Source organism: Veillonella faecalis, from assembly GCF_024677885.1.
In the GTDB taxonomy this organism is placed as follows: domain Bacteria; phylum Bacillota; class Negativicutes; order Veillonellales; family Veillonellaceae; genus Veillonella; species Veillonella nakazawae.
Genome location: NZ_JALBWL010000002.1, coordinates 41,899 through 65,477 on the forward strand (window position 1 = coordinate 41,899; position 23,579 = coordinate 65,477).

A 23,579-nucleotide genomic window follows, 5' to 3' on the forward strand; every position below is an offset into this window, starting at 1 on the left:
TTAGAATAACCCCCTATTCTCTGGTTATATCATTATGCTCATAAAATTTAATATAACAAACCAAAATCCCTACAAGAATTGGATATGCTAATAAAAATTCATTACTCATAAAGCATGCAATTTGCCCCAAAAATGCCACTAACAGGTAGACTAATATAGGGTTATTAATATACTTCTTAATCTTATATGTTCTATATAAAATATATAAAATTGGAGTAATAAATAAGACTTCTCCTATTAACCCAAACCATGCCAATATAGCTGCGAATTCATTAAGTACTGGATATTCAAATGCTAGGAAGCCCTTTTGTAATACGTCTTCTGTCCAACGTTTGACTTCTCCACTATCTTTAGCAAAATCAGGGAATTTATCAACCATATAGCTTGAGTGCAATCCTCTACCAACACCAAATGCTAGATGATCTAGACCAACGTTAAACATAGCTACTGTATTACCAAATCTAGCTGAATTAGATCTAGAACTAGTATTGCTGACTGACTTAACATTACTATCAATATACTTATCTAGAGCCTTTTCTACGGATATAGCCTTAGGTGCTTCCTTGGTAGTATTCGTTTGAGAAATACTAGCCTTAATTATAGGGCTTACTACAGAATCACCAACAATAGCAAAAGAATAACTTAGAACACTAAGTCCAATTGTAAATAGACATAGTTTCCACCAAGATTTATATCTAAATATTAGACTTAATACAATAAATGCAACCAGTTCGAATAGATAAACAACAACACCTGTTCGCGCTTTAGTTAAGAAAATCATGACAACTAAGAGAAATGCTAATATAATATCAAGTTTATTCTTAGAATTTACATAATGAATACCTAATAATGGTGCCAAAAACACCGCAATCATACTAAAATAGGATGGTTCTAACGCAAGGCTTCTAAGTTGACCTGGCCATAATTCCGGAGGCCACCACCCACTTTGTACAACAGGATCATATAAGCTATTATTAATAGTTACTAATATACTAGCCAAGTAATCTGAACCACTCCATAGCCAAGAAACCTCTATAATGGAGTAAGCTATACATAGTATTGTTAATATCCTTGCAGCATTAACAATAGTATCAAGACCTTTTTTACAATCATCTTTATATAGATTAAAAATGATTAAGAATAGCCCAATTAAGGGGAATATAAAGTTTCTAAACAGATACCAAACTAGTGATACCATTAACTTTACTTGTAGAATAAATTCATTACCTACAAACGAAGGAAATAGCGCATATAGTTTTTGGACAACAGATGTATTGATTAAATACGTGTAAATAACAGTATCATAAAAAGGAAAAGAAAATACCCCTAAAATGGTACAAAAAACAATCCAAGCAACAGATATTGTAAAATACGGTTTAAAGGGAAACTCTGTCTTCTTGTTCCATAGGCTATATACAATGAATAACAAAAGGGAAAAGAACAGAAATATCATCGATAGATTATTGCCCATTGAAAACAAAGTATACCGATCTGGTATCCGCATCAGTGGTAATGAAATTATCATTGCACAAAGCAATAACTCTTGAATTTTATAATATGCTGTACTAATCATATTAAAACAAACCTCTCAAATCTCTCAAACTATTTAAACCTATTGGAAGAGTTGTTTCCTTAATAAGCCTCCCATAATAATCATAATTAAAAATTCTGTTAATAACATTGTCATTGCTACCCCTTTAGCCCCCCACAAATAACACAATGGGAATATAGATAACAAGCTAAAGAATGCTGCCAATACTAGAGTTCGGCTATATGCACTATTCATATTGAGTGGTAGCATCGTTTCTTCACCAAATACAGTACTAATAGCAACCGCTAGTGGAACAAATGACAAGATTCGTAATACGTCAACAGTTAAATTATAATCCGCTCCGAACAATAGCTTGACTATAGTATCCGAGAAGAAAAATAGTGATGTACAACCAACAAGACCTACAACTAGATATAAGAGCAATTGCTTTTTAATGAACTGTAACCCTTTTGGAATATTATCCTTCATCATCTTACTTATAAATGGATATATGGCGTCACTGACAGCATATATACCTCTACGAACACATGTAATTAATTTATCAGCAGCACTATAGTAACCAACGATAACATTATTCGTAAGCATACCTAATACCACTACATTAGTTGCAGTATATAAGTTAACCGCTAAGGAGGATACGAATATAGACCATCCTTCTTTATAAGAATTAATAATTTCACCTATAGTTGGCCATTTAAACAATCCCGTATAATGTTTTCTTAACCAGACTATTGAAAAAACACCTGCAATTAAAGGCGTGCAAGCTTGTAAGAATGCAGCGAGTATATAATCATCTGGAGATTTTACAAGTAAAAATATACCGAGCATCGTACAGATACGACCACTCATATTTAATATGGTAATATACCGCATCTTCTGTATGCCCTGGAAAAACCATATAGGAAATAAAACATTGCCTATAATTCCACAGTACATAACTTGAAACAATAATATATCAATCGTGTTCCCTAGGAATATGCGTTGCAAATTATAAATAGCAAAAAATACGGCCGTAACAAATATTAATATACATACTTTTCCATAAAAATATTTGGCAAATAGAGATCCTATCTTCTGTTCTTCAGCCTGTGCTATTGCCTTTGGAGCCGTTAAGGAGTACCCAAAATCAACAAAGATTCGGAAATATTCCATAATACCTTGCATAAATGCAATCATTCCAAAATGCAAAGGTCCTAATACGCGAATTAAATATGGTACCAAAATAAAAGCGAGTACATACTCTAAGGCGCGTAGGGTTAGTAGAGAAAATATATTCTCTATTAATACGGAGTAACTCTTCCTCACATTACTTTTCCTCTATCATTAATATCTATCAAACCTTACTAACCATGCTTTCATAATTAGAGAAAATCCCATAGTATTATCAATTAAAAATATAAAGATAATCTCTATAGGTTTTAATCATATGTTACATACAACCGTATAAATATGGTTATGATTCATATTCAATAATACAATTTAACCAATACCCTCTTTATATCTTGTTTGCACTTCCATAATGGGTTATGGCTAGTATCAGCCGTATGATCTAAGACATAGTGCTTATATTGAGTGAGTAAATCATTGTACTCTGTCTTACATTTATTAACATGAACTCTACGAGATAATTCCACATAGGAATTTAAAAGATACAATTGCAGTTCGTTCTTTACACTACTACAGTGATCCATAAGATAATCATTCATATATATATGGGACTCTACGGTATCTGTCATAAAACGTCTACTAAAATTAGCCATGATACTACCAGCGCGTTGTACATAATAATAAAGAGGTTCATTTACTGTTACTATAGTATTAGCATTCAAAAATAGCCTGAAAATAGTAAAATTATCCTCTTGAACTCTCCCCTTTGGAAAACGAACTAATACTGTCCCATTGAATAACTCAGATTTAAAGAGTTTATTCCATACTACATTGAGATCGAATGGTTCCGTTTTTAATAGATAATATCGTAACATATCCATGCCTGTGAAAGTTCTTGTATCATCTTGAACAGACATAGTATGTATACTGATATCATCATCTTCTCTATAGATATAATAATTACAAGATACTATATCAGCATTAGTACTATTCGCTACAGCAAACAATCTTTCACACATTGTATTTTCTATAAAATCATCACTATCAACGAATAAAATATAGTCTCCTGTAACATGATCTAAACCATAATTACGAGCATCGGAAAGCCCACCATTTTCTTTATGAAAGACCTTAATCCGTTTATCTTTCGCCGCATAAGAATCTGCAATAGAACCGCTGCGATCAGTTGCCCCATCATCAACTAAAATAATTTCTAAATTTTGATAAGTTTGATTAAGTATTGATTGAATACATTTATCAACATACTGTTCAACATTATAAATGGGAACAATAATAGAAAGTAACGGCTCCATATACTTAATCCTTTCGCTCTATCTTATATGCAACAATATTATGTCCACAGCGTTGATTCTCAGGAGGCATCTGCATATAGTCATCATACATATTATCTAGATATTGTCTCCAACAGGACATAACAGAAAATAATTGGTCTTCAAACTCAATTGTCGTCATCTTCTCAAAATCCTGTTTAGGCAATCGTTCCTTTACACCTTCACCCCAGGCAATTACACCAACATACTCTGATTTAGTATAGTCATAAGATTTAGCCAAACGATCCATGATATCGATACAACGTTGTTTACCAAATAAACGGCACAATGGAACAATAACTAATTTACCTAAAGCATGAATAAGAGATTTCCCCTTAAACAGTTTAGCGCTAGCTAATGTAAGTATTTTTTGATAAAAAATCGATTTATCATAAATCTCTTTCATAATGGACATATCTTCACTAAATCCATCAACAGGGAAAATATCTATCCACAAATACTTACTACGCAATGTATTAGAATATATATTTTCACAAGGGATATTTTTATTGATGATAGCCGCATAGGTTGCATCCAAGCTATGATTAATAGGATTAGCAATTAGCTCTAATCCATCGTGATCATAGTGCTCTTTTAACGTTAATAACCGTTCATAATCAGGTCTTGGCATGCAAACATCAATATCATCATCCCAAGGTATAAACCCTTTATGTCGAGCTGCACCTATTAATGTGCCATAACATAAACTATATTTTAAATTATATTTTTTGCAAAATTGGTCAAAATCCTTGAGAAGATTTAACTCTTCTAGCTGAACTTCTCGTAAAGATAATTGTTGCATACTCATCAAATCCCATACTAAATTACAGTAACATCGGTATCAGATACAAACTTATTGAGGACGCGTACCTCTTCAATCATATCTTGATGGCTCATCAAGAAGCTTTCAGAGTCCTCTCTAATACATTTTAAGAACTCAACGATTTCATATCGTAAGCCTTCACCTTCAAACTTATAGAAGTATTTTTGGTTTAAGTTCACATCTTCAAAACGCAATTCAAAGAATTCTGTTTTCCACCAAGGCGCTGGTACATAAATATATCCTTTAGAACCAGATATAACTAAATCTCCCTCTGCCTTAGCATTGATTGCCACAGTAGCGGAGGCCATAGCATCATCATAAAGAAAATTAATCTTTGATAAAATATCAACATCATCAACCTTATGACTTATAAAATCAACGCGATTATAATCAAATCCTAGGAGTTTAAAGATAGCTAATAATGGATAGGATGCTAAGGATAAAATACTACCACCAGCTATTCTAATTTGATTAGCCAAATCTTCCCCCAAAACTTGTGTAAAATTAGCTTCTACATTAAAGATTTTACCAATTTTTCCACTACGAGCCATGGCAATTAACTTATTAAATGCAGGACTATAAGCTGTTTTCAAGCCTTCCATCAATACTAAGTTGGAAGATTTCGCCAAGTCCATTAAGCGTAATGTTTCATCAAGGTCACTACTAAATGGGAATTCTGTTAATACATGTTTTTTGGCTTGTAGTGCTTTTTCGATATAAGCACCACGTTTGGATAAAGGCATATTAATATATACTGCATCTACTTTATCCAGCAATTCTTCAGATGAACCAAATTGTTCTAAATTATTAAATTGATGTGATTTATAGATAGTATCAACCGACTCTGCCTCTGTGTACCCACCAATAATATCAATGCCACTAACAAATTTAGACTCATCCAAAAATCTATCTAAAATAACTTCATTACCAATGATACCAAGTCTAATATTCTCAGAATTTCTAATCTGCGTACTCGAAATACCTTGTGTTCTTGGTAAGTAAACTACCTTGCAATACTCATTTAAATAGTCAAAATAGCCTTCCCAATCAGATCCAACGGTAAATATATCTACATTAAATCGTTTGATATCATCTATTTTTTGGCCAAAATATTCTTCTACTACAATTTCATCTGCGAAACCTGTAGCACGCACATTATCAATGCGCGTCATTAAAGAATCACGAACATTAAATTTACCTCTAGATTTATCAAAATAGTCAGACGTAACCCCAACAATTAGGTAATCACCTAATGCTTTTGCATTCTTTAATAGATTGTAATGTCCCTCATGAAACAAATCGTATGTTCCATATGTTATCACTTTTACCATATTATTTACCTGTAATCTCTTTAATGACTGATTTCATTGTTTCTACGAGCATTTTATTATCCTCAATGGTTGTATCTCCAATATGAGCAACGCGTAGAACGTATTCTTCATTAACCCCACCCGTAGGATTTACAAAAATATCATATTTATCCTTCAAGATTGTAAATACCTCTTTAGCAATTGGTTGTTCAAAACGGATAGGAGTAACCGCATTACTGATGCTGAAAGTAGGAAGAGATACTGGTAATTCTTTAATTCTATTTCTGAAATCTTTCGCCACACTATCAATACGAGCTAAATAATTTTCAAAACCTTCCTCTTCAATCAGATGTAATGCTTTATTCATTTCTAAACATACCCCAACAGCAGGTGTGAATGGTGTTTGACCTCTTGTAAAGTTTTTTACATATTGGTTGAAATCAAAGTAAAGATTCTTAATATGATTATTTTTTACACGTTCTTCATATAATCTATCACTAATTACAATAGGGGATATACCTGGTGCAATACAAAGACCTTTTTGGGAACTCAAAATAGTAACATCAATATTATTACCAGCCATATCATAATAATCAATTAAGAACGAACTAATCGCATCAATTACCAAGTATGCTTCTTTCTTTTTAGCAAAGTTGCTTAATAAATTAATATCATATAACTGTGCGGTCGAAGTTTCATCAATATTAGCAATAACAAATGTAAATGATTGTTCTTCTACGGCAGCAAAGTGTTTTGCGGTTAGCTCCTCACCCTCGTCTAATTTAATCACAGTATGAGGTATCTCGTGGAGTTCACATAAATCAACGAAACGTTGACCAAAAGTACCACCATTAATAACTAACACATGGTCTGTTTCATTCATACAATTCATAATAGTAGCTTCTAATGCACCCGTACCAGAAGCTGTTAAGTAGATGGATTTATAGCTTTCTGGTGCATTCATAAATTTTTTGAGCAGTCTATCTGAATCTAACATAACTTCAGAAAATTCTGTTGTTCTAAAATAAGGAACTTGTTGATGTCTTACATCAAGAATTTCCTGTCTCATTTGAGTTGGTCCTACTGTAAATAGTTTCATAATATAATCCCCTCTTATTATTTCCAATACACTCTATAGTTATGATGCGGTACCTGTCGATCTTTAGGTGGTGCTTCCATATAATTATTGTACAAATGACTTAAATAGAAATCGCTATCTGTAAGTCCCCAAAACTCAGTATCCTCAAAAGGATATAAACTTCTATTATCAAACAAAGTTTTTTCGTATACTTCCCGTTTATTACCACTCGCACAATCGACGAGAACACTTATGTATTTCGAATTGGAAAATGGATACTGTTGGGCATCTTGATTAATCTTTTTGATTAAACTTGTAGTTGGTAAAAAATGCATTAAACTAATAGCACCAAATTTTAAGAATGTACGAACATAACCTTTTAACTTTGCAAAGCTACCTTTAGAGTCTACATAACGATTACTGAATGTAAACTTCATAGAAGACCCATGAAATAACAAGTTTAAAAATTGTTGATGTCTAAATATTTTTTGTTGTGCCTGTGTTTCATCCGGTAACCCATCAATTGGGAAAATATCTATAAATACACCTGCTTTATCAAAATTACGCCATAATGTATTATCAATCATAACCGTTTCTTGATCGAATACCTTAGCCATTGTATAGGTATAAGTATCATCATTTTCAATAGAAAACACTTGATATCTTGAGTTATGCTCATTATATGTCTTAATAAAGCGATTATAATCATCCCGTAGCATCATGATATCAATATCATCATCCCATGGAATAAAACCTTTATGTCTAACGGCTCCCAACATTGTTCCATACGCTAATACATATCGAATATCATGTGTATCACAAAAATGTGCCACATCTTTTAAAATATCTAAAGCGACACTCTTAATCTCCGAAAATCCAATTTCTCTCATCAAAAAAATTCCTCCATAATACAAATAGGTCTATTATTTAAAGAATTTTCTTTTCAAGAATAATCCACCTTTTTTAATCCAGTTTTGTGGCTCCATAAAGGATACATTTTGTTCTTTATAGTTAATGTTATTGGCCTCAAGCCATACGTCGAGCAAGATTTCGCTTACGAAACCATAGATGCGCGCTTCGTATGTATCATAATCGGAAATATCGACGCGATGTTCAATCTCTTCCAAGATGGAGAACATCCACTCGCAGTATTGATCAAATAGGTCGCGTCGCATGACGAACATATTGAACATATGCGCCCAAGTGCGATTACAAACCTTTGTGAAAGCTGCGCTATATTCAGGATATTTCTCAGCGATGATTTGCTCTGCCGCATCAAGGCCATCGCTATGATGCGCATTATTATAGTGAGAACGGTTAGATTCAATATAATATTTACGCTTATCTGCTACCACAACAGGATACTCTGAAAGTAGTTTTTCCCATTCTGGACCTGTAAGAATTTGATTCTTTTTGTCCTCTACGGAACGTACCTCTTTGCGTGTAAAGTATCGTCTGTAATGAACAAGACCGATATAGTCCGCATCAAGGTTTTTCCAAGCCCAATAAAGGCCTGTTAATTCGCAGTAATTTGCATTTTTTGAGGAAATATTATCCCCTGTATGATCGCCAGTATAACCAATATCAGCCTTGCCCTCTCTACCTACATGGATTGGCATGTATACGGAGTCCTCTGGCATCCAATATTGCTTATGTGTAGCTACTAAAATCTTAATATTCACTAGTACTCTCCTACATGAGTGTTGATTCTCAAATCTATATTTACGTCGGAAATAGAGCTTATGCTAATTCCTTTTCTACTAATGCCAAGGCACTAGCAATAACCTTATCCATATCGTAATATTTATATTCCCCTAAACGACCACCAAAGATAACATTGGAAATCGTTTCAGCCTTTTTAACATATTTTGCGTAAAGGTCTAAATTCTTTACATCGTTCACTGGATAATAGGCTTCTTCGCCGATTTTCCAGTCTTTTGGATATTCTTTAGTTAAATATGTAACAGGTTGTGTACCAAATTCAAAGTGTTTATGCTCGATGATACGAGTATACGGAATATCGCCTTCTGTATAGTTCACAACGGCAACGCCTTGATGATTTTCCTCTTCAAGACGTTCTGTTTCAAAGTGAAGACCACGATATTCTAAAACACCTTCAGAATAACCAAAGTATTCATCAATAGGACCTGTATAGATAATCTTATCTGCCAAGGCTTCATATTCTTCGCGATGTTTGAGGAAGTCTACGCCTAAACGGACTTCGATTCCTTCTAACATGCGTTCAATCATCTTTGTATAACCACCCATAGGAATGCCTTGGAAACGGTCATTAAAGTAGTTGTTATCGTATGTATAACGAACTGGTAAGCGTTTAATAATGAAAGCTGGCAATTCAGTACATTTGCGGCCCCATTGTTTTTCCGTATACCCTTTGATGAGTTTTTCGTAAATGTCTGTACCTACAAGACTAATAGCTTGCTCTTCTAAGTTCTTTGGTTCACTTGTAATAGCAGCCCGTTGTTTTGTAATGATATCCTGTGCCTCTTTTGGAGTTCGAATATTCCACATTTTAGAGAAGGTATTCATATTAAACGGTAAATTGTACATTTCACCTTTATAGTTTGCTACAGGGCTATTTACATAGTGATTGAACTCAGCAAATTGATTGACATAATCCCACACATGCTTCAAGGATGTATGGAAAATATGAGCACCATAGACATGAATGTTGATGTCGTCCTTGCTTTCACAATAGAGATTACCTGCAATGTGATTACGACGATCGATAACAAGTACAGATTTACCACGCTTATGCGCCTCATGGGCAAATACAGCACCAAATGGGCCTGCCCCAACTACTAAATAATCAAATTGTTTTTTCATATGTATATCCTTATTTTTTCATTCCAAGACATAGCAATCGCGAATAACGATTTTTTCTTAAAATATAACCTATCAAGATAGATAGAATTGTAGATGCTAAGAAGCACACAATAAAAGCTTCATAGTACAATCCTAATTTAGACCAAAGTACAATTCTGAATGGAATTTTAACAATATCACTAAAGATATAAACATCCATGGAGACAGTACCTAAAAAGATCAAAAGTGTTTTATATAATCCGATTCTAGATGAGATTTGGTTAGCTATATAGTATGTAATAGTAATGCCCGAAACTGCTGTTACAAGAGTAAGTATTTTAAGTACATTAATACCATATAGTAATGCATAATTACCTACACTAAAAATCACAAGAGATGTAAGGGCTACTCCTGCGGATTTCATATAATCCAATAGCATATATTTCTTTATATATAATCCCAAGATAAAGAAGAATTGGAAGTACAATATCTCCGATACCATAGATACAGAAAAGATATTTAATACATCAGATAGCATTCCAATAAGGAAAGATCCAATTAGTAAACCTAAATTTACACGCTTAACCAATATGGCAATAATGATTGATATAAAGAACAAGCAATATAAGAACCATAGCTCTCCATCAGGATTAATGCCTATAAATATTTTCCATATATCTTGCGGATATATCTGCTGATTTGCAAATTTTGATAAAGCTAATTTGAAGGGAAAATACAATAAACCAATAGTGAAATAAGGAACCATTAACCGTATACTTTTATCTTTTACGAATTTTTGGAAGCCCTCTTTCAAAGGTATATGCATAAAATAGCCAGCTACAAAGAAAAATACAGGCATATGGAAGCTATAAATTATAGTCCGCATCAAATATAAAGGATAACTAGCAATACCACTAGCACTTGCTTGGTCTGGAACAGAATGCCCTAAAACAACAAGCAAAATTGCAATCCCCTTCATAATATCAAAACTACTATCCCTCATAATCCCCTGACTAATAAGCCCCTTTCGATTTAACGACAGCCAACACAGTTTTCAATAGATATACAATATCGATCCACACAGACCAGTTATGAACATACCAAGAGTCCATTAATACCCGTTCTTCATAGGTAGTATCGCTACGACCGCTCACTTGCCATACACCGGTAATCCCTGGTGGTACAAGGTAAAAGTCGTTAATATAATCACCGTATTTCACGATTTCATCACGCACGATAGGACGTGGACCTACGAGGCTCATATCACCAACGAGAACATTCCACAATTGTGGCAATTCATCAAGACTCGTTTTACGAAGGAATTTACCAATTCTTGTAACGCGAGGATCATCTTTCAATTTGAAATCTCGTTCCCATTCTTCACGAGCTGCAGGATTTTCTTTCAAATATACCTCCAGTGCCTCTTGTGCATTTGGCACCATGGAGCGGAATTTATAGCATGGGAACTCTTTACCACCTTGGCCAACACGCTTGTGACCAAATACGATAGGACCTGGAGAATCTAGATAAATCAATACAGCTACGATAGCTAGAATTGGCAAAATCAAGATGCCACCACATACAGTAGCTACAATATCAAAGATGCGTTTCATAATACGGTTAGACTTGCGAGCCAAGTTATTTTGTACCCGCAATACAACGGCTTGCTCTTCCATCATGCCACGAGCCGTAATATTACTTGTAGGCAAACCAAACAACTCAGGCACAAAGGCAACGCGCTTTACTAATAATTGCAATTGATTAATCAAGGATACTAACTTTTTAGGCTCTAACCCTGGTGCACATATAAGGACTGTTTGTACACCTGTATCCTTAATAACTCGTTCCACATCGGAAAAGGCTCCAAGACATGGATATTCTTTAGCAATGGTAGAGGATTTAGGATTATCATCTACATAACCAATAATCTTATAGGTAGCAATTGGCATGCGATCTAAGGATTTCTTTACGAGCTCTGCTGTTTTACCTGCCCCAACGAGAAGGACTGGTATATTTAAATATCCAGCCTTTGAAAGAATCTTACCTACAATAAAACGACTACTAAAGATAAAGAGCAGCATAAATAGATAAGCAAAGATAACAAAGAGTCGAGATACATCGTTGATTACATGCCCTGTGTACATGAGTACAATGGATACAACGACGCCAATAGTGATGCTGCGGAATAAGTTCTTCATCGTATCCCAATAAGGAGATACTACAGAATAGGCATTATTGAGCAATAATATGGCTAAAAATACGAAAGGTATAACGCCATATACATAGATTTCATCTACCTTAAAATTTGAACCTACCGGTAACAATGGCAAATTTAAACGCAAATGATAAGCTGCTAATGTGCCTAACACAATAGAAACATAATCTGCTATAAGCACTATGATTTTGCTAATAAGCAATTTGTTGTGATTATTATATCCAGAACTATTCATACTAATACCCCAAACTATAAAAAAAGGTTGTTTTCTCAATACAATTTTTAAGAAAACAACCTCTAACCCATACGAATACAATGTACCAATATTTACATATATTGTATCATATTCAAAAGTTTAAAACTATGAAAAAACATAGATTTTAGCTATCTTTTATGCAGTTTTTTTGGAGATTTTGAGTCTATTTAAATCAGACATAAAAATCAATTAAATAATGCGTAAATATTTCCTAAATAATCCTCTAATTCTCAATTAACTCTCAATTAACTCTTAATTTCTTTCAATTGAATCATGATGCCCATAACAATCCAAAACATGCGAATCCCAGATGAATTTCCCCATGTATAATCAATAGATCCAAATAGGAATAAGTAACTAATCAAACCTACAAGGATTGATAAATCATAAGGGTTTCGTGTCTTCACATAGTGTTTCAACGATTTGCAGAACATAAAAATTGAGAACCCTAAGAAACCAACGAGTCCTAATAGACCAGATTCAGAGGCTATTTGCAATAGATTATTATGAGAATGCCCCAAATCTTGATTTTCTTGTTTTAATTTATAGTGCTCTCGATATGTTTTTTGCCATAATCCAGGACCAACACCTGTTACAGGATGATCCATAATCATTTGCTTATCTGCTTCCCATACATAGATACGGCCCAAATTTGAACCATCTGTGCTTATATTAAAAGTACTTTCAAAACGAGCTACATAGGCTTGATTGCTACTAAATGTATATCCTATACCTACAACAGCTACAAGTAGTACTAATACATAGCGAATATTTACAAAGCAATAACGCAATGTAATGAGCGCACCATTAATGCCATTAAATAACCAGGAACCACGGCTTTGGTTCCCCCACATGCCTAATAGCATGCCAAACAAAGAAAATACAGCAGATTTTCTTACATACGATGGAAATCTCTTATCATAGGCAGCAATTAATGCTAATGGAAAAGCCAATGTTAACAACATGGCAAGTCCCATCATAGAGCCGTGTATAACACCACCTGCACGACCTCCTGGTCCTAAATTATAGCCCAGTAAATATTGTGCAAAGGCCGATATAGCATCGATGCCCATATACACAAAAAATACTGATAATATGGCGTATAATTTGGGAGAACTTTTAATAAATAACAGAATTGGTACGATAACTAATACCTTCCAAACCCAAATATTAAAGAAATATTTAGTAGTCACCGCTATATCATTGCTGATTAATGCGGACGGCAATACGCATAGTAACATGCCTACATAGGCCCATCCATATTGGCGTATGGACTGTGGTACAGAGATTTCATGTCGTCTATACCAACAAGTTACTAAGGTCATCAATATAATAAGGCTATATATTAAATTTCCTAGTGCCATAGATGACCGCGTCGTACATATCATCAGTGAAATGAGTACGGTCAGCACCATTTCAGAATGCTTAATTATCCAAGATTGCATACTAACCCCTTTTCACCTACATAGTTACAATCTAATTTTCATCATATTAACATCTATTTTATAGATATCTATTTTACACGTAACAATGGTTTCAGATGCTCTTGAATCTCTTGCTCATATTGATCGAGTAATTCATAGCGTTTTCTGTATTGGCTACGTTTTTGTGATTTAATTTCTTCAATAGGTTTACGATATTCCTCTAATGGAATGTTGAAGAAACGGTCATCACTACATACAACACCACCAGATTCCTCCCACAATGGATCTAGCTCAGCTACCTTAGCGCGATGACCGCGAACTAAATGGGTATTTGCATAGAAGCCTTCATCAGATACGGCATAAATGGATTCGACCTTACAAAGGACCGCAATATGGCGTAATAGGAACATAATAAAGTTTTTTGGTCGATACCCAAACATCTTTTTAGTAACTGTTTTAGCATTATCAAGGCCATCTTTATATCCTTGAATCGTGCCAATCCACATAGCGGGTTCCCCATTAAAACCTTTACCAAGGCGGAAGTTAGCATGGTATACGCCTTGTTTACCCAAGGTTAACAACAAGGTTAAAAAACCTTCTTTTCGTTGACCCGGTCCATAATATAAACGGGCCACCATATCAAGGTCTTCTGATTCCCATACGATAAAACCACGATTCATACGACTTACATCGTCATAAATATTATCTGGATCTACAGAGTACATTTCGCGAATGGCTTCATCTGTAAATACATCTTTCAAATAATCAAAATGATTAATAATAGCCTCTAATCGTTCCTGTGGTGTTGAGCTTTTAAACAAGAAATATCGCGTCATTAACTCAAATAGACCAACTTGACGGTCTAATAATGTTGGATCTGGCGTATAGCTTGCAAAATAGCTCTCTAGTGCCTCTATTTCTCGTTTATTGCGGATAGAGCGCATTGTATGAAGGAAAGTGCGTCGTGTTTCCCTCCAACTACGTTTGCCGTAAATCTTACGACCTCGCTGCCATTGTGTTTCTAAATATCCCATCTCAAACTCCTATCCACTAAAAAACTACCAAACCTTATCATTACTTATCAGTGGAGTGTAAATTATCTATAATCGTAACTAATTCATCTGCCACACGATTAACAATGAATCGCTGTTCCACAACTTGTCGTGCCTTTGTGATGATATTTGGCAAGTCTACAGCATCACTCATCACATGTTCCATAGCTTGTTGTAAGCTGTGTTCGTTCAAAGGATCTACAATAAATCCAGATTCACCATCGTCTATGATTTCTCGCTGAGCCCCAGAGCCACTTGTAATGACTGGTACACCGCAATACATAGCCTCACAAATAACGAGACCAAAGGCTTCACGCGTTATCGTTGGCAATAGTAAGCAATCTATGGATCTATATAAACCTTCAATATCTCGTGTAAAACCTATAAATTCAACGTAAGAATGCATTTGATGAGCATGTATATAATCTTTTAATTTCTTAATTTGATCCTCTGTACCAGCCCCAGATATAATCAATCGAACATCTGGATTGTTTTGATGAATCTGTTCAAGAGCGCTTAAAATCAGATACAAACCTTTTCGTTCTGTAATACGCGCACTATAGCCAAAGGTTCTAACCTTATATTTCATGGGAACTGCATCTGAAAAGGACTGGAATCGATTCGGGTCGATACCATTATATACAACATGGTATTTGCTAGTATCCTTTATAACAGGTGTCATAAGATCATCATAAACGAGTTTAGACACACAAACAAAGGCATCCACTTGTGCATTGATCCATCTATGATACATATCTGTTTTACCAGGTACAAGATTATGTTTAATAAACACCAATTTAGCACCTGTTAGCTGCTTAAGAGCAATACAGAATAAGATATATTTACCAGAGTGGCATACAATCGTATCAATCCCTTGTGCTTTTACCTGCTTAGCCACTGCATTAACAGATAGAAAACCCTTCAAGGTATAAAGATTGGCCGTCATCACATGACCCACTTGGGCATACCGAGATTGCATATCTTCATTCGATTGGTCCACTAAGATGTACGCAGTCCTATGTCGTTGTTGTAATTGCTTACAAATATCATATACATATTGTTCACCGCCACCCCAAATTTTGGCGCCTACAATATTGATTATAGACATAGATTCCTCCTATCATACACATATCAATACACATATAGTAACATCTATTGATGTATACGAAATACTGATTACATATACATCAATAGACTATTATCATTTAATTATACTACGACTTATTCATGCTGTCCTCATGGTTAATGAGCCACATGGTCAACATTGTCCAATCTCGCGCATCGTCCCCATGATTATTAATAGGGCGAATTGGCTCAACCGGTTTATAGGACGGTATATTACTTTCACCATAATCCATACGAACATCGCCCATCATATGAGGCGTAATCCATTGATACGGTGTAACTAATGTATCTGGCTGTTCATCAAACAAGGACGGTACGATGGAGTAATATTCGAAACCCTTTGGTGCAATGGCTTCAATAATGGTAGGCATGAGGCTCATATGCGTGCCAATTGGCGCCGTAATCATATCCTTTGTGAAAGCAGGATGTTGTAACAGCCCTACCGTACAGAATGTATCGCGCAACGTATAGTCTCGTTGAATTAAGGATGTATTATTCAAAGAGCCAAATAGATTAGAGTGGTCACCGGTAACAACGAATAAACTATCAGGAAATGCCTCTTTCATAGCATTAACAAAGTTAAAAATCGCCTTATCACTATAGCGATAGGTAGCCAATTCCTTATTGCGTTTCTTGTTGAATTTTAAATCATCTCCAAGGTTTGGCATCACCTGTTCAGGATCATAATCTAATAAGGAATCCTCCATTTTATAAGGACCATGATTGGATGTTGTGTAAATAAAATGGAATGTAGGATGTTCTAAAGATTTGATTTCCTGTTCTATATGTTCTAAAAATACATGGTCATAAACACCTACCCAAGTCTTAGGTGCATCAGGACCACAAAAAACAGAAGCACTTTCTACGCGGTCAAATCCTTGAGCCTTGCCAAAGTGATTAAAGTTACCATACGATGCATTGCCACCATACCAATAAATCGTATCATAACCTAAACGCTTCATTTGAGATGCCAAAGAAGTCGGCAATGGTTCATGCCAGAAGGCTTCCCGTTCATTGATTTCCATACCCGCATCATAGACACCAGATAAGAGACTCACAATGGATGGACGAGATACATTACCGGCAGGCAAGAAATTAGGTACTTGCGCCGTATGTGGATTATCTTTAAAATCCCATAAACCAGGACATATATTAAGTTCCTTATAAGGTTCATCAAGAGACCATTGTGGGATACTTTCACCAACAATAAAGAATATATGTTGTGGTTTATCAATACGAGGACCTGATGCAACGCGCTTAAACGCATGAAGCGGTGTATTCAAATCCTGATCTTTATATTCCTTAGGAACAATACGATGAATCGCGTCATCAATGTCCTCAGCAGATGCGGTATATTCATCACGAAGTGGATGTTTTAGCACCGTTTCTAAGGCACATAGATCTGGCACTGTAGCACGAGCAAAGAATATATCCTCTTTTACCACTGTAGGAATCGTATCCCATTCTGGTTTATCATCGTGAGATAAGGTTCCACCATAGCGGAACCAATAAAACCCCAAAACGGAGGCAGCCACAAGACCTATATTCCAAGCTACAGTAGGCCAAGTTCCTTCAATAGTTGGATAAGGTATAGATGGCAAGGATAAGAAGAAATCTCCCATGTACCAGGATATAAACGTAATAGGAATCAATCCTAAAATGACGAGAATTCCTCGATCTTGATTAAAGAATACATCAATCAAATTACGTTTCTCTGCATGATTTCCATAATGAACCATATAGTTATACGTATCATGGAAATGCTTATAAAAAATCATTTTTCCTGCAAAAGCTGCGTAAAGTATACAGGAATAAATGGTTAATCCCACTAACCGTACAGTATCTTCTATTTGATGATACCCATCAAATAATAATGCAGGGAGCGTCACCAATACTAAGGGTAGTAAGAATACATAAGCATCAAAATCCATGCCCCACCAAAAGCCGTAACGCAATGAACCTAATACAGATTTCCAGCGTCCCTTCCATGTAGGGTAAGGATTATACACAATCATGAATATGATTCGAAATATGGCGCTCAATATAGGAGCCCAAAGCATTAGTTTTATATTTTGTTGTAGGGATAGAAAAAATTGTTCACTCATTCATACTTCCATATCTACGTCAAGAACAATAATTCCCCATAGTAATCTACTATACTAAATTACTGATTATAATTGCCCATTAGATTTGTTTAAATAATATAATTTTACATATTTCGTCATAGTGTACATCATATGGTAGATAGATAATAGAAAACCTATTTTTCCATCTAATATGCCACCTTGCAAAATATATATCTTAAAAAATGCCCATGTGGGACGCAATATAATATCCCCTAAAAAACTACAAGATTTCCCTTGTTCCTTGTACTTGTTGGCCGCTGCTGTAGTATATTTATTAAACTTTTCGAAGAACTGATGCCAGTTATCATAAGTATAATGATACAATTTGCCTTCTAATGTAGCTTGTGGATAAGGACTAATAAAAGTCTCATGGACTGCCCCCTCCACTGTAGCCCCTTCACGAGGCATTAATCTCAAAACCTTATCAGGTCTTACTACGCCATGCGTAGCTGGATTGTGATGGAATAAATTATATCTTCGTAGCCAATAAGCTTTTGGCTCTCCTTTAATAGATTCTTGGATTGATTTTGCTAATTGAGGAGATACACGCTCATCCGAATCTATAAATAGAATCCATTCACTATGTGCTTGAGATATACCAAATCTCCGTTGTTGTGACCAATCTCCATTCAGATGATGTGGTATAACTTTAGCCCCCAAGTTAGTAGCAAGAGGTACCGTTTGATCTGTACTTCCATCATCAATAACTAATATTTCATCAGCAAATTGAATACTTTTAATACAATCTACAATATGTTTTTCTTCGTTGCGAGCTAAGATAATAGCCGTCACAGTGCTCATAGATCATCCTTTAACTTACAAATCCCTTTAATTTACTATGTAGGTAATATGGTAGATACAAATATGATATCTACCATATGTATCGTATACAAAAATTATTGAATACTATCCCCGTGCTTAATACGCCACGCCGCTAGTTCGCGCATGTTCTTAATCACATCCCCATAGGCTTGAGGCATATTTGTGCCTTGTTCCATAAGTTTTCCACTGTTATCTAGATATAGTCTATGGTTAAAGACAAATTCCTCTTGTTTAAACAAGCTTGGCACCATGGCTTCATAGGTTTGACCAGGTCGCCCTGCTAGTTCTGCCAAGGTTGGAATGATTTGAATGCTCATGCCAAAAGCGTTTGGAGCGAGCCAGTCTTTATGAATACCACGACCGTAGAAGATAATTGGAATCGTAGACGCCACATTAGGACCTACTTCACGAGCAAAGGTAAATCGTTCACTATGGTCACCAGTGATAACAAAGAGTGCAGAAGGATCTGCTTTTTCTTCACTAGCGATGAACTCGCCCATCACATGGTCCGCATACCAAATATGACCCATTTCATTCAATTGCTTATCTGTTTCTGCAATTGTATCAGGCAAATGGCCTTTTACCTTATTCACATCATACCCTTCCTTGGCTACATTGATGCTATACGGCGGATGATTAGAGGTGGTCATGATGACATTGAGGATTTTTTCCCCTCTATGTTGATCCATATACGCAGAAATCGCTTTAAATAAATCTTTATCACCTACGCCCCACGCATTGCCGTCTTCGCTAGGCATTTCAGACGCATCGTGGAATTCGTCAAAACCTTGAGACAAGGTGAAGTTCTTCACGTTTTGCCATGTACTAAAGCCGCCGTACCAGAATACAGTTTTATAGCCTAGCTTTTTCATAACAGAGCCAATGCCTAAACCATACGGTTGTTTGAAACTTTCACCTTCATAGTTAGGATATAGACCTGTATCTGGCATACCAGTGAGCAAACCATTGATAGCCGGCATAGTGCCTGTACCTTGAGCAAGGGCTAGCTGCGTGCTCATCGCTTGAGGACTGGCAGCATATTTACGGCCTTGTTCAACGAGGTACGCACCAGGTTCGTTGTATTCACTGAGGAATGGCCACAAACCATAGGATTCACCGAGAACGATATTGATGGACTGTGGTTGCTCCGCTAAACGCTCTGTCGTAATAGTTCTTGTGAAAGAACCATCAAAATCCTTACCATTAAATGTTCCACCGATGGCACTGATTTTCTCACTCAATTCTTGAGGGGTTAAGTTGATAACCTCTAACTCATCCGCGCGCTTTGCAATACTTTTAACACGATAAAGAGCCTGCACATCGTCGAGGATGGTTTCGTTTAATAGATTAGAACTGAGGCGTGCTGCACTTTCCCAGTTGATGGAATTCGTATAGTTAAAAGCACCACCAAATCTAAAGAACAGACCTAATACACCGATAGCTACAGTCAATCCAATACCTGTGATCCATTGCGTTTTCTTAGTCTTAGGATACCAAGTAGGACAAACTAATTGAGTATCAGCGTAATCACTATATTTCTTTGTACCCCACGCCAAGAATTTAACGAGGAAATAACAAAGAGCTGCGCTCAACACAACGGCTCCAACGATATACATCAACGCATTATATTCATTGATGGCTGTATTGATAATGGCGCTGATATCATCGTTTTTACCATTAATGAGCATCGCATTATAAGAGGAATTGAATATTTTGTAGAACGGAATGCGGCCTAAGAATAGGAAGGTCAACAGTACAGTCGCTATGGAATACACAACCTGTTTAATGCGTAAGGACGGCCATTTAGGTACAAAGGTATGTACCAATGTGCCTCCTAAAAAGCCTAGTAAACACAAAGAACCGACTGTCTTGAGACTCAATCTAAAGCCTAGCCATAAGGAGGTAAGGATATTCTCCATCGTCACAGATGCTAGCTGTGATTGAAATACTGCAAGAAACACGATTCTAAATGCAGTCAACAAAGCAGAGAAAAAGATAAACACCTTAATCTCTGTCTTTATGCCTTCAAATAATCGTTGCCATCGGTTCATCATTAACCCCTACTATTCTCATATAACGTAACTACTCTATATTACCTAACTATAATTATGTTGGATATTTCTTACATTTAGGCCCCTTACATCGCTTGCATTTACCGCATCCACGGTCGATAGTTCCAGCACTTGCCGATTTCTTCGCACTAGTACTCTCCTTGGTTCTCTGTTCAGAGGACTTACTATTCCGTACAGAAACTATCGTTTTTGCTTTTTTTCGGATTTATCCTTTTTGGATTTTTTATCCTTTTTCTTGTCTTTATTCTTATCTTTTTTACTGAAAGTATCGCCTAAAAAGACGGTTTTTAACTTGTCATTTAAGACTTTAAGCTTCTTTTCAGCCTTGTCTTTCTTTTTCTTTAACTTATCTTCGGATTTAGAATGTTTGTCTTCCTTAGACTTTTTATGTTTTTTGTCCTTTTTATCCTCTTTAGACTTTTTACCATCTTTGGACTTTTTATCCTCTTTGGATTTCTTGTCACCCTTAGATTTCTTATCTTCTTTAGATTTTTTTTCGTCCTTGGATTTTTTTACGTCAGTTCCATTGATACGCGCCCATTCATCATCTACGCGTTTCAATTGCTTTTTAAGAAGCTTTTCCATCTTCTTATTGGCTTTATCTGAATCTAAGCCAGACTTACCGAATAATAAAGCATTTACTGCTGTATATGGATCAATAGAGGACATATTTTCTTCATCCATGTGATGGACTTCTAAGCTTTCCACACCTTCTAATGGATTTACATCCATATGCTCTACAATGTCTTCATCAAGGTCCGATATCTCATGTTGGGAGCTTTCACCAGATCCTGTAAAAAGACCGCCCATAGAATGCAATTCGTTCAATTTAATATGGTTCATGCCCACTGTAGAATCATGCTGTACAGGAATATCCGATAATTGGACCTGTTCCATAGCGTATACATCATTATTATGACTAGCACCCTTACCAAGATAAGATCCATCAGAAATGATAATATCCTCTTTATCGTCGCCTAATACATTGCCAAACAAATCCTCTTCAAGAGAATCATAGGTATGCAACATGGACATCCGTTTTTGAACCTCTTCAATTTGATTCCACAAATCAATGAGAGAGGATGTATAGTATATGCGTTCCTTAATCTCTAAATAAGCTTGGTAAATGATAGCCAATTCAGTTTCATTGAGTCCCTCTTCGGCACCGATTTCTTCTATCATTTGTTGGATCTGTTGATCTCGATCATAACGTTTAATTAAGGCCTTGCGAATACGTTCAATCAATGCTGTATCGATGATTTCCACGGGTACCTCCAGTCTTCAATACACTCAGCCCTATCCACTAACTTAGTGCATACGAATCAATGTATAGAACCATAAAAAATAATTTGATTTTATAATCTCTAATATATTATTATATCAGAATTTATCTGCTTTTTCCTTAATAATCTAGGTGAAAGTACCTTAAAAATAGAATAAAACCTCAATTTGAATGATGTCCTAGTCGTACAAATTTAGAACCACTAAAACAAGACTTCAACATTGAGGTTTCTTACATACTAAATACAGTTAACTGAATACATTAAAATAAATTAACTGAATATACTAAAATTCGTTCCTTTTCATCGCTTTCTTCAAATAAATCGCTGCAATCGATAGGTTCTTCTTGTTCAAGTCGCACATGGTTATTTAAGAAGTTTTCTACCTCTTCGTTAACATAGTAGAAAAATAGTTTAATTTCACGCGGATGATGATACAGGGAATCAAAAATATTTCCTAGAACGCGCTTAATCGTATGGAGTGCAAAGGGATTAAAGAAAAAGCATCGATCTGCTTGAGCTGGCAATTCATAGAGCGCCGCATCACCTAGCACAAAACTCACACGATTGCGAGCTGCTGGGCTTTCACCATTGATAAGAGCCTTTTCATACAATCGTTCATCATATTCGATACCGATGGAGTGACAGCCCGTTTGGTAGGCCATAAAAATGCTAACACGGCCCTTGCCACTGCCATAATCGATGAGGGTATGTTTCTTACGAATATGACCGCTGTTCGCCAAGCGCTCTAGGACGCAATAATCTGTCGGCTCATACGGATGATGCTCCGTATCTGACCGACTATCATCGCGGCCTGCTGTTTTTATTTGTAAAACCTGTTCCCATTCCTGTTCACTTGTCATATATCTAATCCCATCATGAGTTCCCAATTGTATGCCCTATTTCAATACTAAAATTAATATATATACTATACCCTTATTAGAGCAATATTTACAAATTAAAGGTAATCATGTATCATAATATATGACAAAGGAAGTCAATGTGAGACACGTTTTCACGCAAACAAAAAAGGAGGGTGGCGGCCCTCCTTTTTTTGTGCTAGTTACTGACGGAAGTATCTATCTAGCCACTTGCAGATGTAGTGACAGGTTACACCTGCTACGATGGATACTATTAAGGAAATCAAAGTGTCAAACACGTTTTCACCCCCTTTCTGTTACCA

The 23,579-nt window shown here is 35.7% G+C and carries 19 protein-coding genes; all 19 read right to left on the reverse strand.

What is annotated here, in order from left to right; all coding sequences use genetic code 11:
• Positions 1-13: 13 nt before the first annotated feature.
• The 19 genes from MOQ65_RS03920 to MOQ65_RS04010 all read right to left on the reverse strand — a co-directional run bounded on the left by MOQ65_RS03920 (position 14) and on the right by MOQ65_RS04010 (position 23,259).
• Positions 14-1,573: an O-antigen ligase family protein gene (locus MOQ65_RS03920; protein ID WP_257846718.1), complete on the reverse strand. Its 1,560-nt coding sequence runs from the start codon at positions 1,571-1,573 to the stop codon at positions 14-16.
• A gap of 39 nt (positions 1,574-1,612) precedes the next feature.
• Entirely contained in the window at positions 1,613-2,857 is a 1,245-nt protein-coding gene (locus MOQ65_RS03925) for a flippase (RefSeq protein ID WP_257846719.1), read from the reverse strand.
• Between the two features lie 161 nt (positions 2,858-3,018).
• Positions 3,019-3,972: a glycosyltransferase family 2 protein gene (locus MOQ65_RS03930; RefSeq protein ID WP_257846720.1), complete on the reverse strand. Its 954-nt coding sequence runs from the start codon at positions 3,970-3,972 to the stop codon at positions 3,019-3,021.
• Between the two features lie 4 nt (positions 3,973-3,976).
• Entirely contained in the window at positions 3,977-4,798 is an 822-nt protein-coding gene (locus MOQ65_RS03935; protein ID WP_257846721.1) for a LicD family protein, read from the reverse strand.
• Between the two features lie 11 nt (positions 4,799-4,809).
• Positions 4,810-6,144 carry an adenylyltransferase/cytidyltransferase family protein gene (locus MOQ65_RS03940; RefSeq protein ID WP_257846722.1) on the reverse strand — a complete coding sequence of 445 codons (1,335 nt, stop codon included), beginning with the start codon at positions 6,142-6,144 and terminating at the stop codon, positions 4,810-4,812.
• Position 6,145: 1 nt separating this feature from the next.
• Positions 6,146-7,222 carry a pyridoxal-phosphate-dependent aminotransferase family protein gene (locus MOQ65_RS03945; RefSeq protein WP_257846723.1) on the reverse strand — a complete coding sequence of 359 codons (1,077 nt, stop codon included), beginning with the start codon at positions 7,220-7,222 and terminating at the stop codon, positions 6,146-6,148.
• Positions 7,223-7,239: 17 nt separating this feature from the next.
• The gene (locus MOQ65_RS03950) at positions 7,240-8,091 is read right to left on the reverse strand and encodes a LicD family protein (protein ID WP_257846724.1); all 852 of its coding nucleotides are present in this window, start codon (positions 8,089-8,091) and stop codon (positions 7,240-7,242) included.
• Between the two features lie 33 nt (positions 8,092-8,124).
• Entirely contained in the window at positions 8,125-8,883 is a 759-nt protein-coding gene (locus tag MOQ65_RS03955) for a DUF4422 domain-containing protein (protein WP_257846725.1), read from the reverse strand.
• A gap of 58 nt (positions 8,884-8,941) precedes the next feature.
• Entirely contained in the window at positions 8,942-10,045 is a 1,104-nt protein-coding gene (gene glf / locus MOQ65_RS03960) for a UDP-galactopyranose mutase (protein WP_257846726.1), read from the reverse strand.
• A 10-nt stretch (positions 10,046-10,055) separates the two neighbouring features.
• Positions 10,056-11,003, reverse strand: a complete 948-nt coding sequence (locus MOQ65_RS03965) for an acyltransferase family protein (protein ID WP_257846727.1) — start codon at positions 11,001-11,003, stop codon at positions 10,056-10,058.
• Between the two features lie 34 nt (positions 11,004-11,037).
• Positions 11,038-12,474: an undecaprenyl-phosphate galactose phosphotransferase WbaP gene (gene wbaP / locus MOQ65_RS03970; RefSeq protein WP_257846728.1), complete on the reverse strand. Its 1,437-nt coding sequence runs from the start codon at positions 12,472-12,474 to the stop codon at positions 11,038-11,040.
• 266 nt (positions 12,475-12,740) lie between these two features.
• Complete coding sequence (locus MOQ65_RS03975; RefSeq protein WP_257846729.1) at positions 12,741-13,940, reverse strand: O-antigen ligase family protein; 1,200 nt, start codon at positions 13,938-13,940, stop codon at positions 12,741-12,743.
• A 68-nt stretch (positions 13,941-14,008) separates the two neighbouring features.
• Positions 14,009-14,953, reverse strand: a complete 945-nt coding sequence (locus MOQ65_RS03980) for a VirK/YbjX family protein (protein WP_257846730.1) — start codon at positions 14,951-14,953, stop codon at positions 14,009-14,011.
• Between the two features lie 40 nt (positions 14,954-14,993).
• Positions 14,994-16,079 carry a glycosyltransferase family 4 protein gene (locus tag MOQ65_RS03985; protein WP_257846731.1) on the reverse strand — a complete coding sequence of 362 codons (1,086 nt, stop codon included), beginning with the start codon at positions 16,077-16,079 and terminating at the stop codon, positions 14,994-14,996.
• A 106-nt stretch (positions 16,080-16,185) separates the two neighbouring features.
• Positions 16,186-18,201, reverse strand: coding sequence for an LTA synthase family protein (locus MOQ65_RS03990; RefSeq protein WP_257846732.1), 2,016 nt, complete (start codon positions 18,199-18,201; stop codon positions 16,186-16,188).
• Between the two features lie 66 nt (positions 18,202-18,267).
• Positions 18,268-19,023, reverse strand: coding sequence for a glycosyltransferase family 2 protein (locus tag MOQ65_RS03995; protein ID WP_257846733.1), 756 nt, complete (start codon positions 19,021-19,023; stop codon positions 18,268-18,270).
• 95 nt (positions 19,024-19,118) lie between these two features.
• Complete coding sequence (locus MOQ65_RS04000; RefSeq protein ID WP_257846734.1) at positions 19,119-21,098, reverse strand: LTA synthase family protein; 1,980 nt, start codon at positions 21,096-21,098, stop codon at positions 19,119-19,121.
• Between the two features lie 198 nt (positions 21,099-21,296).
• On the reverse strand, positions 21,297-22,382 hold the full coding sequence (locus MOQ65_RS04005) for a transcriptional regulator (RefSeq protein ID WP_257846735.1): 1,086 nt from the start codon (positions 22,380-22,382) through the stop codon (positions 21,297-21,299).
• Between the two features lie 277 nt (positions 22,383-22,659).
• A complete protein-coding gene (locus MOQ65_RS04010) occupies positions 22,660-23,259 on the reverse strand; it encodes an SAM-dependent methyltransferase (protein WP_257846736.1) in 600 nt (199 codons plus the stop codon).
• Between the last annotated feature and the right edge of the window lie 320 nt (positions 23,260-23,579).

What these genes read in the sequence shown, in the direction of transcription:
- MOQ65_RS03975 (WP_257846729.1), bottom strand. Translation starts at nt 13,940, where the DNA reads ATGCAATCTTGGATAATTAAGCATTCTGAAATGGTGCTGACCGTACTC.
- MOQ65_RS03990 (WP_257846732.1), bottom strand. Translation starts at nt 18,201, where the DNA reads ATGAGTGAACAATTTTTTCTATCCCTACAACAAAATATAAAACTAATG.
- MOQ65_RS03945 (WP_257846723.1), bottom strand. Translation starts at nt 7,222, where the DNA reads ATGAAACTATTTACAGTAGGACCAACTCAAATGAGACAGGAAATTCTT.
- MOQ65_RS03930 (WP_257846720.1), bottom strand. Translation starts at nt 3,972, where the DNA reads ATGGAGCCGTTACTTTCTATTATTGTTCCCATTTATAATGTTGAACAG.
- MOQ65_RS03940 (WP_257846722.1), bottom strand. Translation starts at nt 6,144, where the DNA reads ATGGTAAAAGTGATAACATATGGAACATACGATTTGTTTCATGAGGGA.
- MOQ65_RS03985 (WP_257846731.1), bottom strand. Translation starts at nt 16,079, where the DNA reads ATGTCTATAATCAATATTGTAGGCGCCAAAATTTGGGGTGGCGGTGAA.
- MOQ65_RS03920 (WP_257846718.1), bottom strand. Translation starts at nt 1,573, where the DNA reads ATGATTAGTACAGCATATTATAAAATTCAAGAGTTATTGCTTTGTGCA.
- MOQ65_RS04000 (WP_257846734.1), bottom strand. Translation starts at nt 21,098, where the DNA reads ATGATGAACCGATGGCAACGATTATTTGAAGGCATAAAGACAGAGATT.
- MOQ65_RS03935 (WP_257846721.1), bottom strand. Translation starts at nt 4,798, where the DNA reads ATGAGTATGCAACAATTATCTTTACGAGAAGTTCAGCTAGAAGAGTTA.
- MOQ65_RS03980 (WP_257846730.1), bottom strand. Translation starts at nt 14,953, where the DNA reads ATGGGATATTTAGAAACACAATGGCAGCGAGGTCGTAAGATTTACGGC.
- MOQ65_RS03965 (WP_257846727.1), bottom strand. Translation starts at nt 11,003, where the DNA reads ATGAAGGGGATTGCAATTTTGCTTGTTGTTTTAGGGCATTCTGTTCCA.
- glf (WP_257846726.1), bottom strand. Translation starts at nt 10,045, where the DNA reads ATGAAAAAACAATTTGATTATTTAGTAGTTGGGGCAGGCCCATTTGGT.
- MOQ65_RS04010 (WP_257846736.1), bottom strand. Translation starts at nt 23,259, where the DNA reads ATGACAAGTGAACAGGAATGGGAACAGGTTTTACAAATAAAAACAGCA.
- MOQ65_RS03995 (WP_257846733.1), bottom strand. Translation starts at nt 19,023, where the DNA reads ATGAGCACTGTGACGGCTATTATCTTAGCTCGCAACGAAGAAAAACAT.
- wbaP (WP_257846728.1), bottom strand. Translation starts at nt 12,474, where the DNA reads ATGAATAGTTCTGGATATAATAATCACAACAAATTGCTTATTAGCAAA.
- MOQ65_RS03950 (WP_257846724.1), bottom strand. Translation starts at nt 8,091, where the DNA reads ATGAGAGAAATTGGATTTTCGGAGATTAAGAGTGTCGCTTTAGATATT.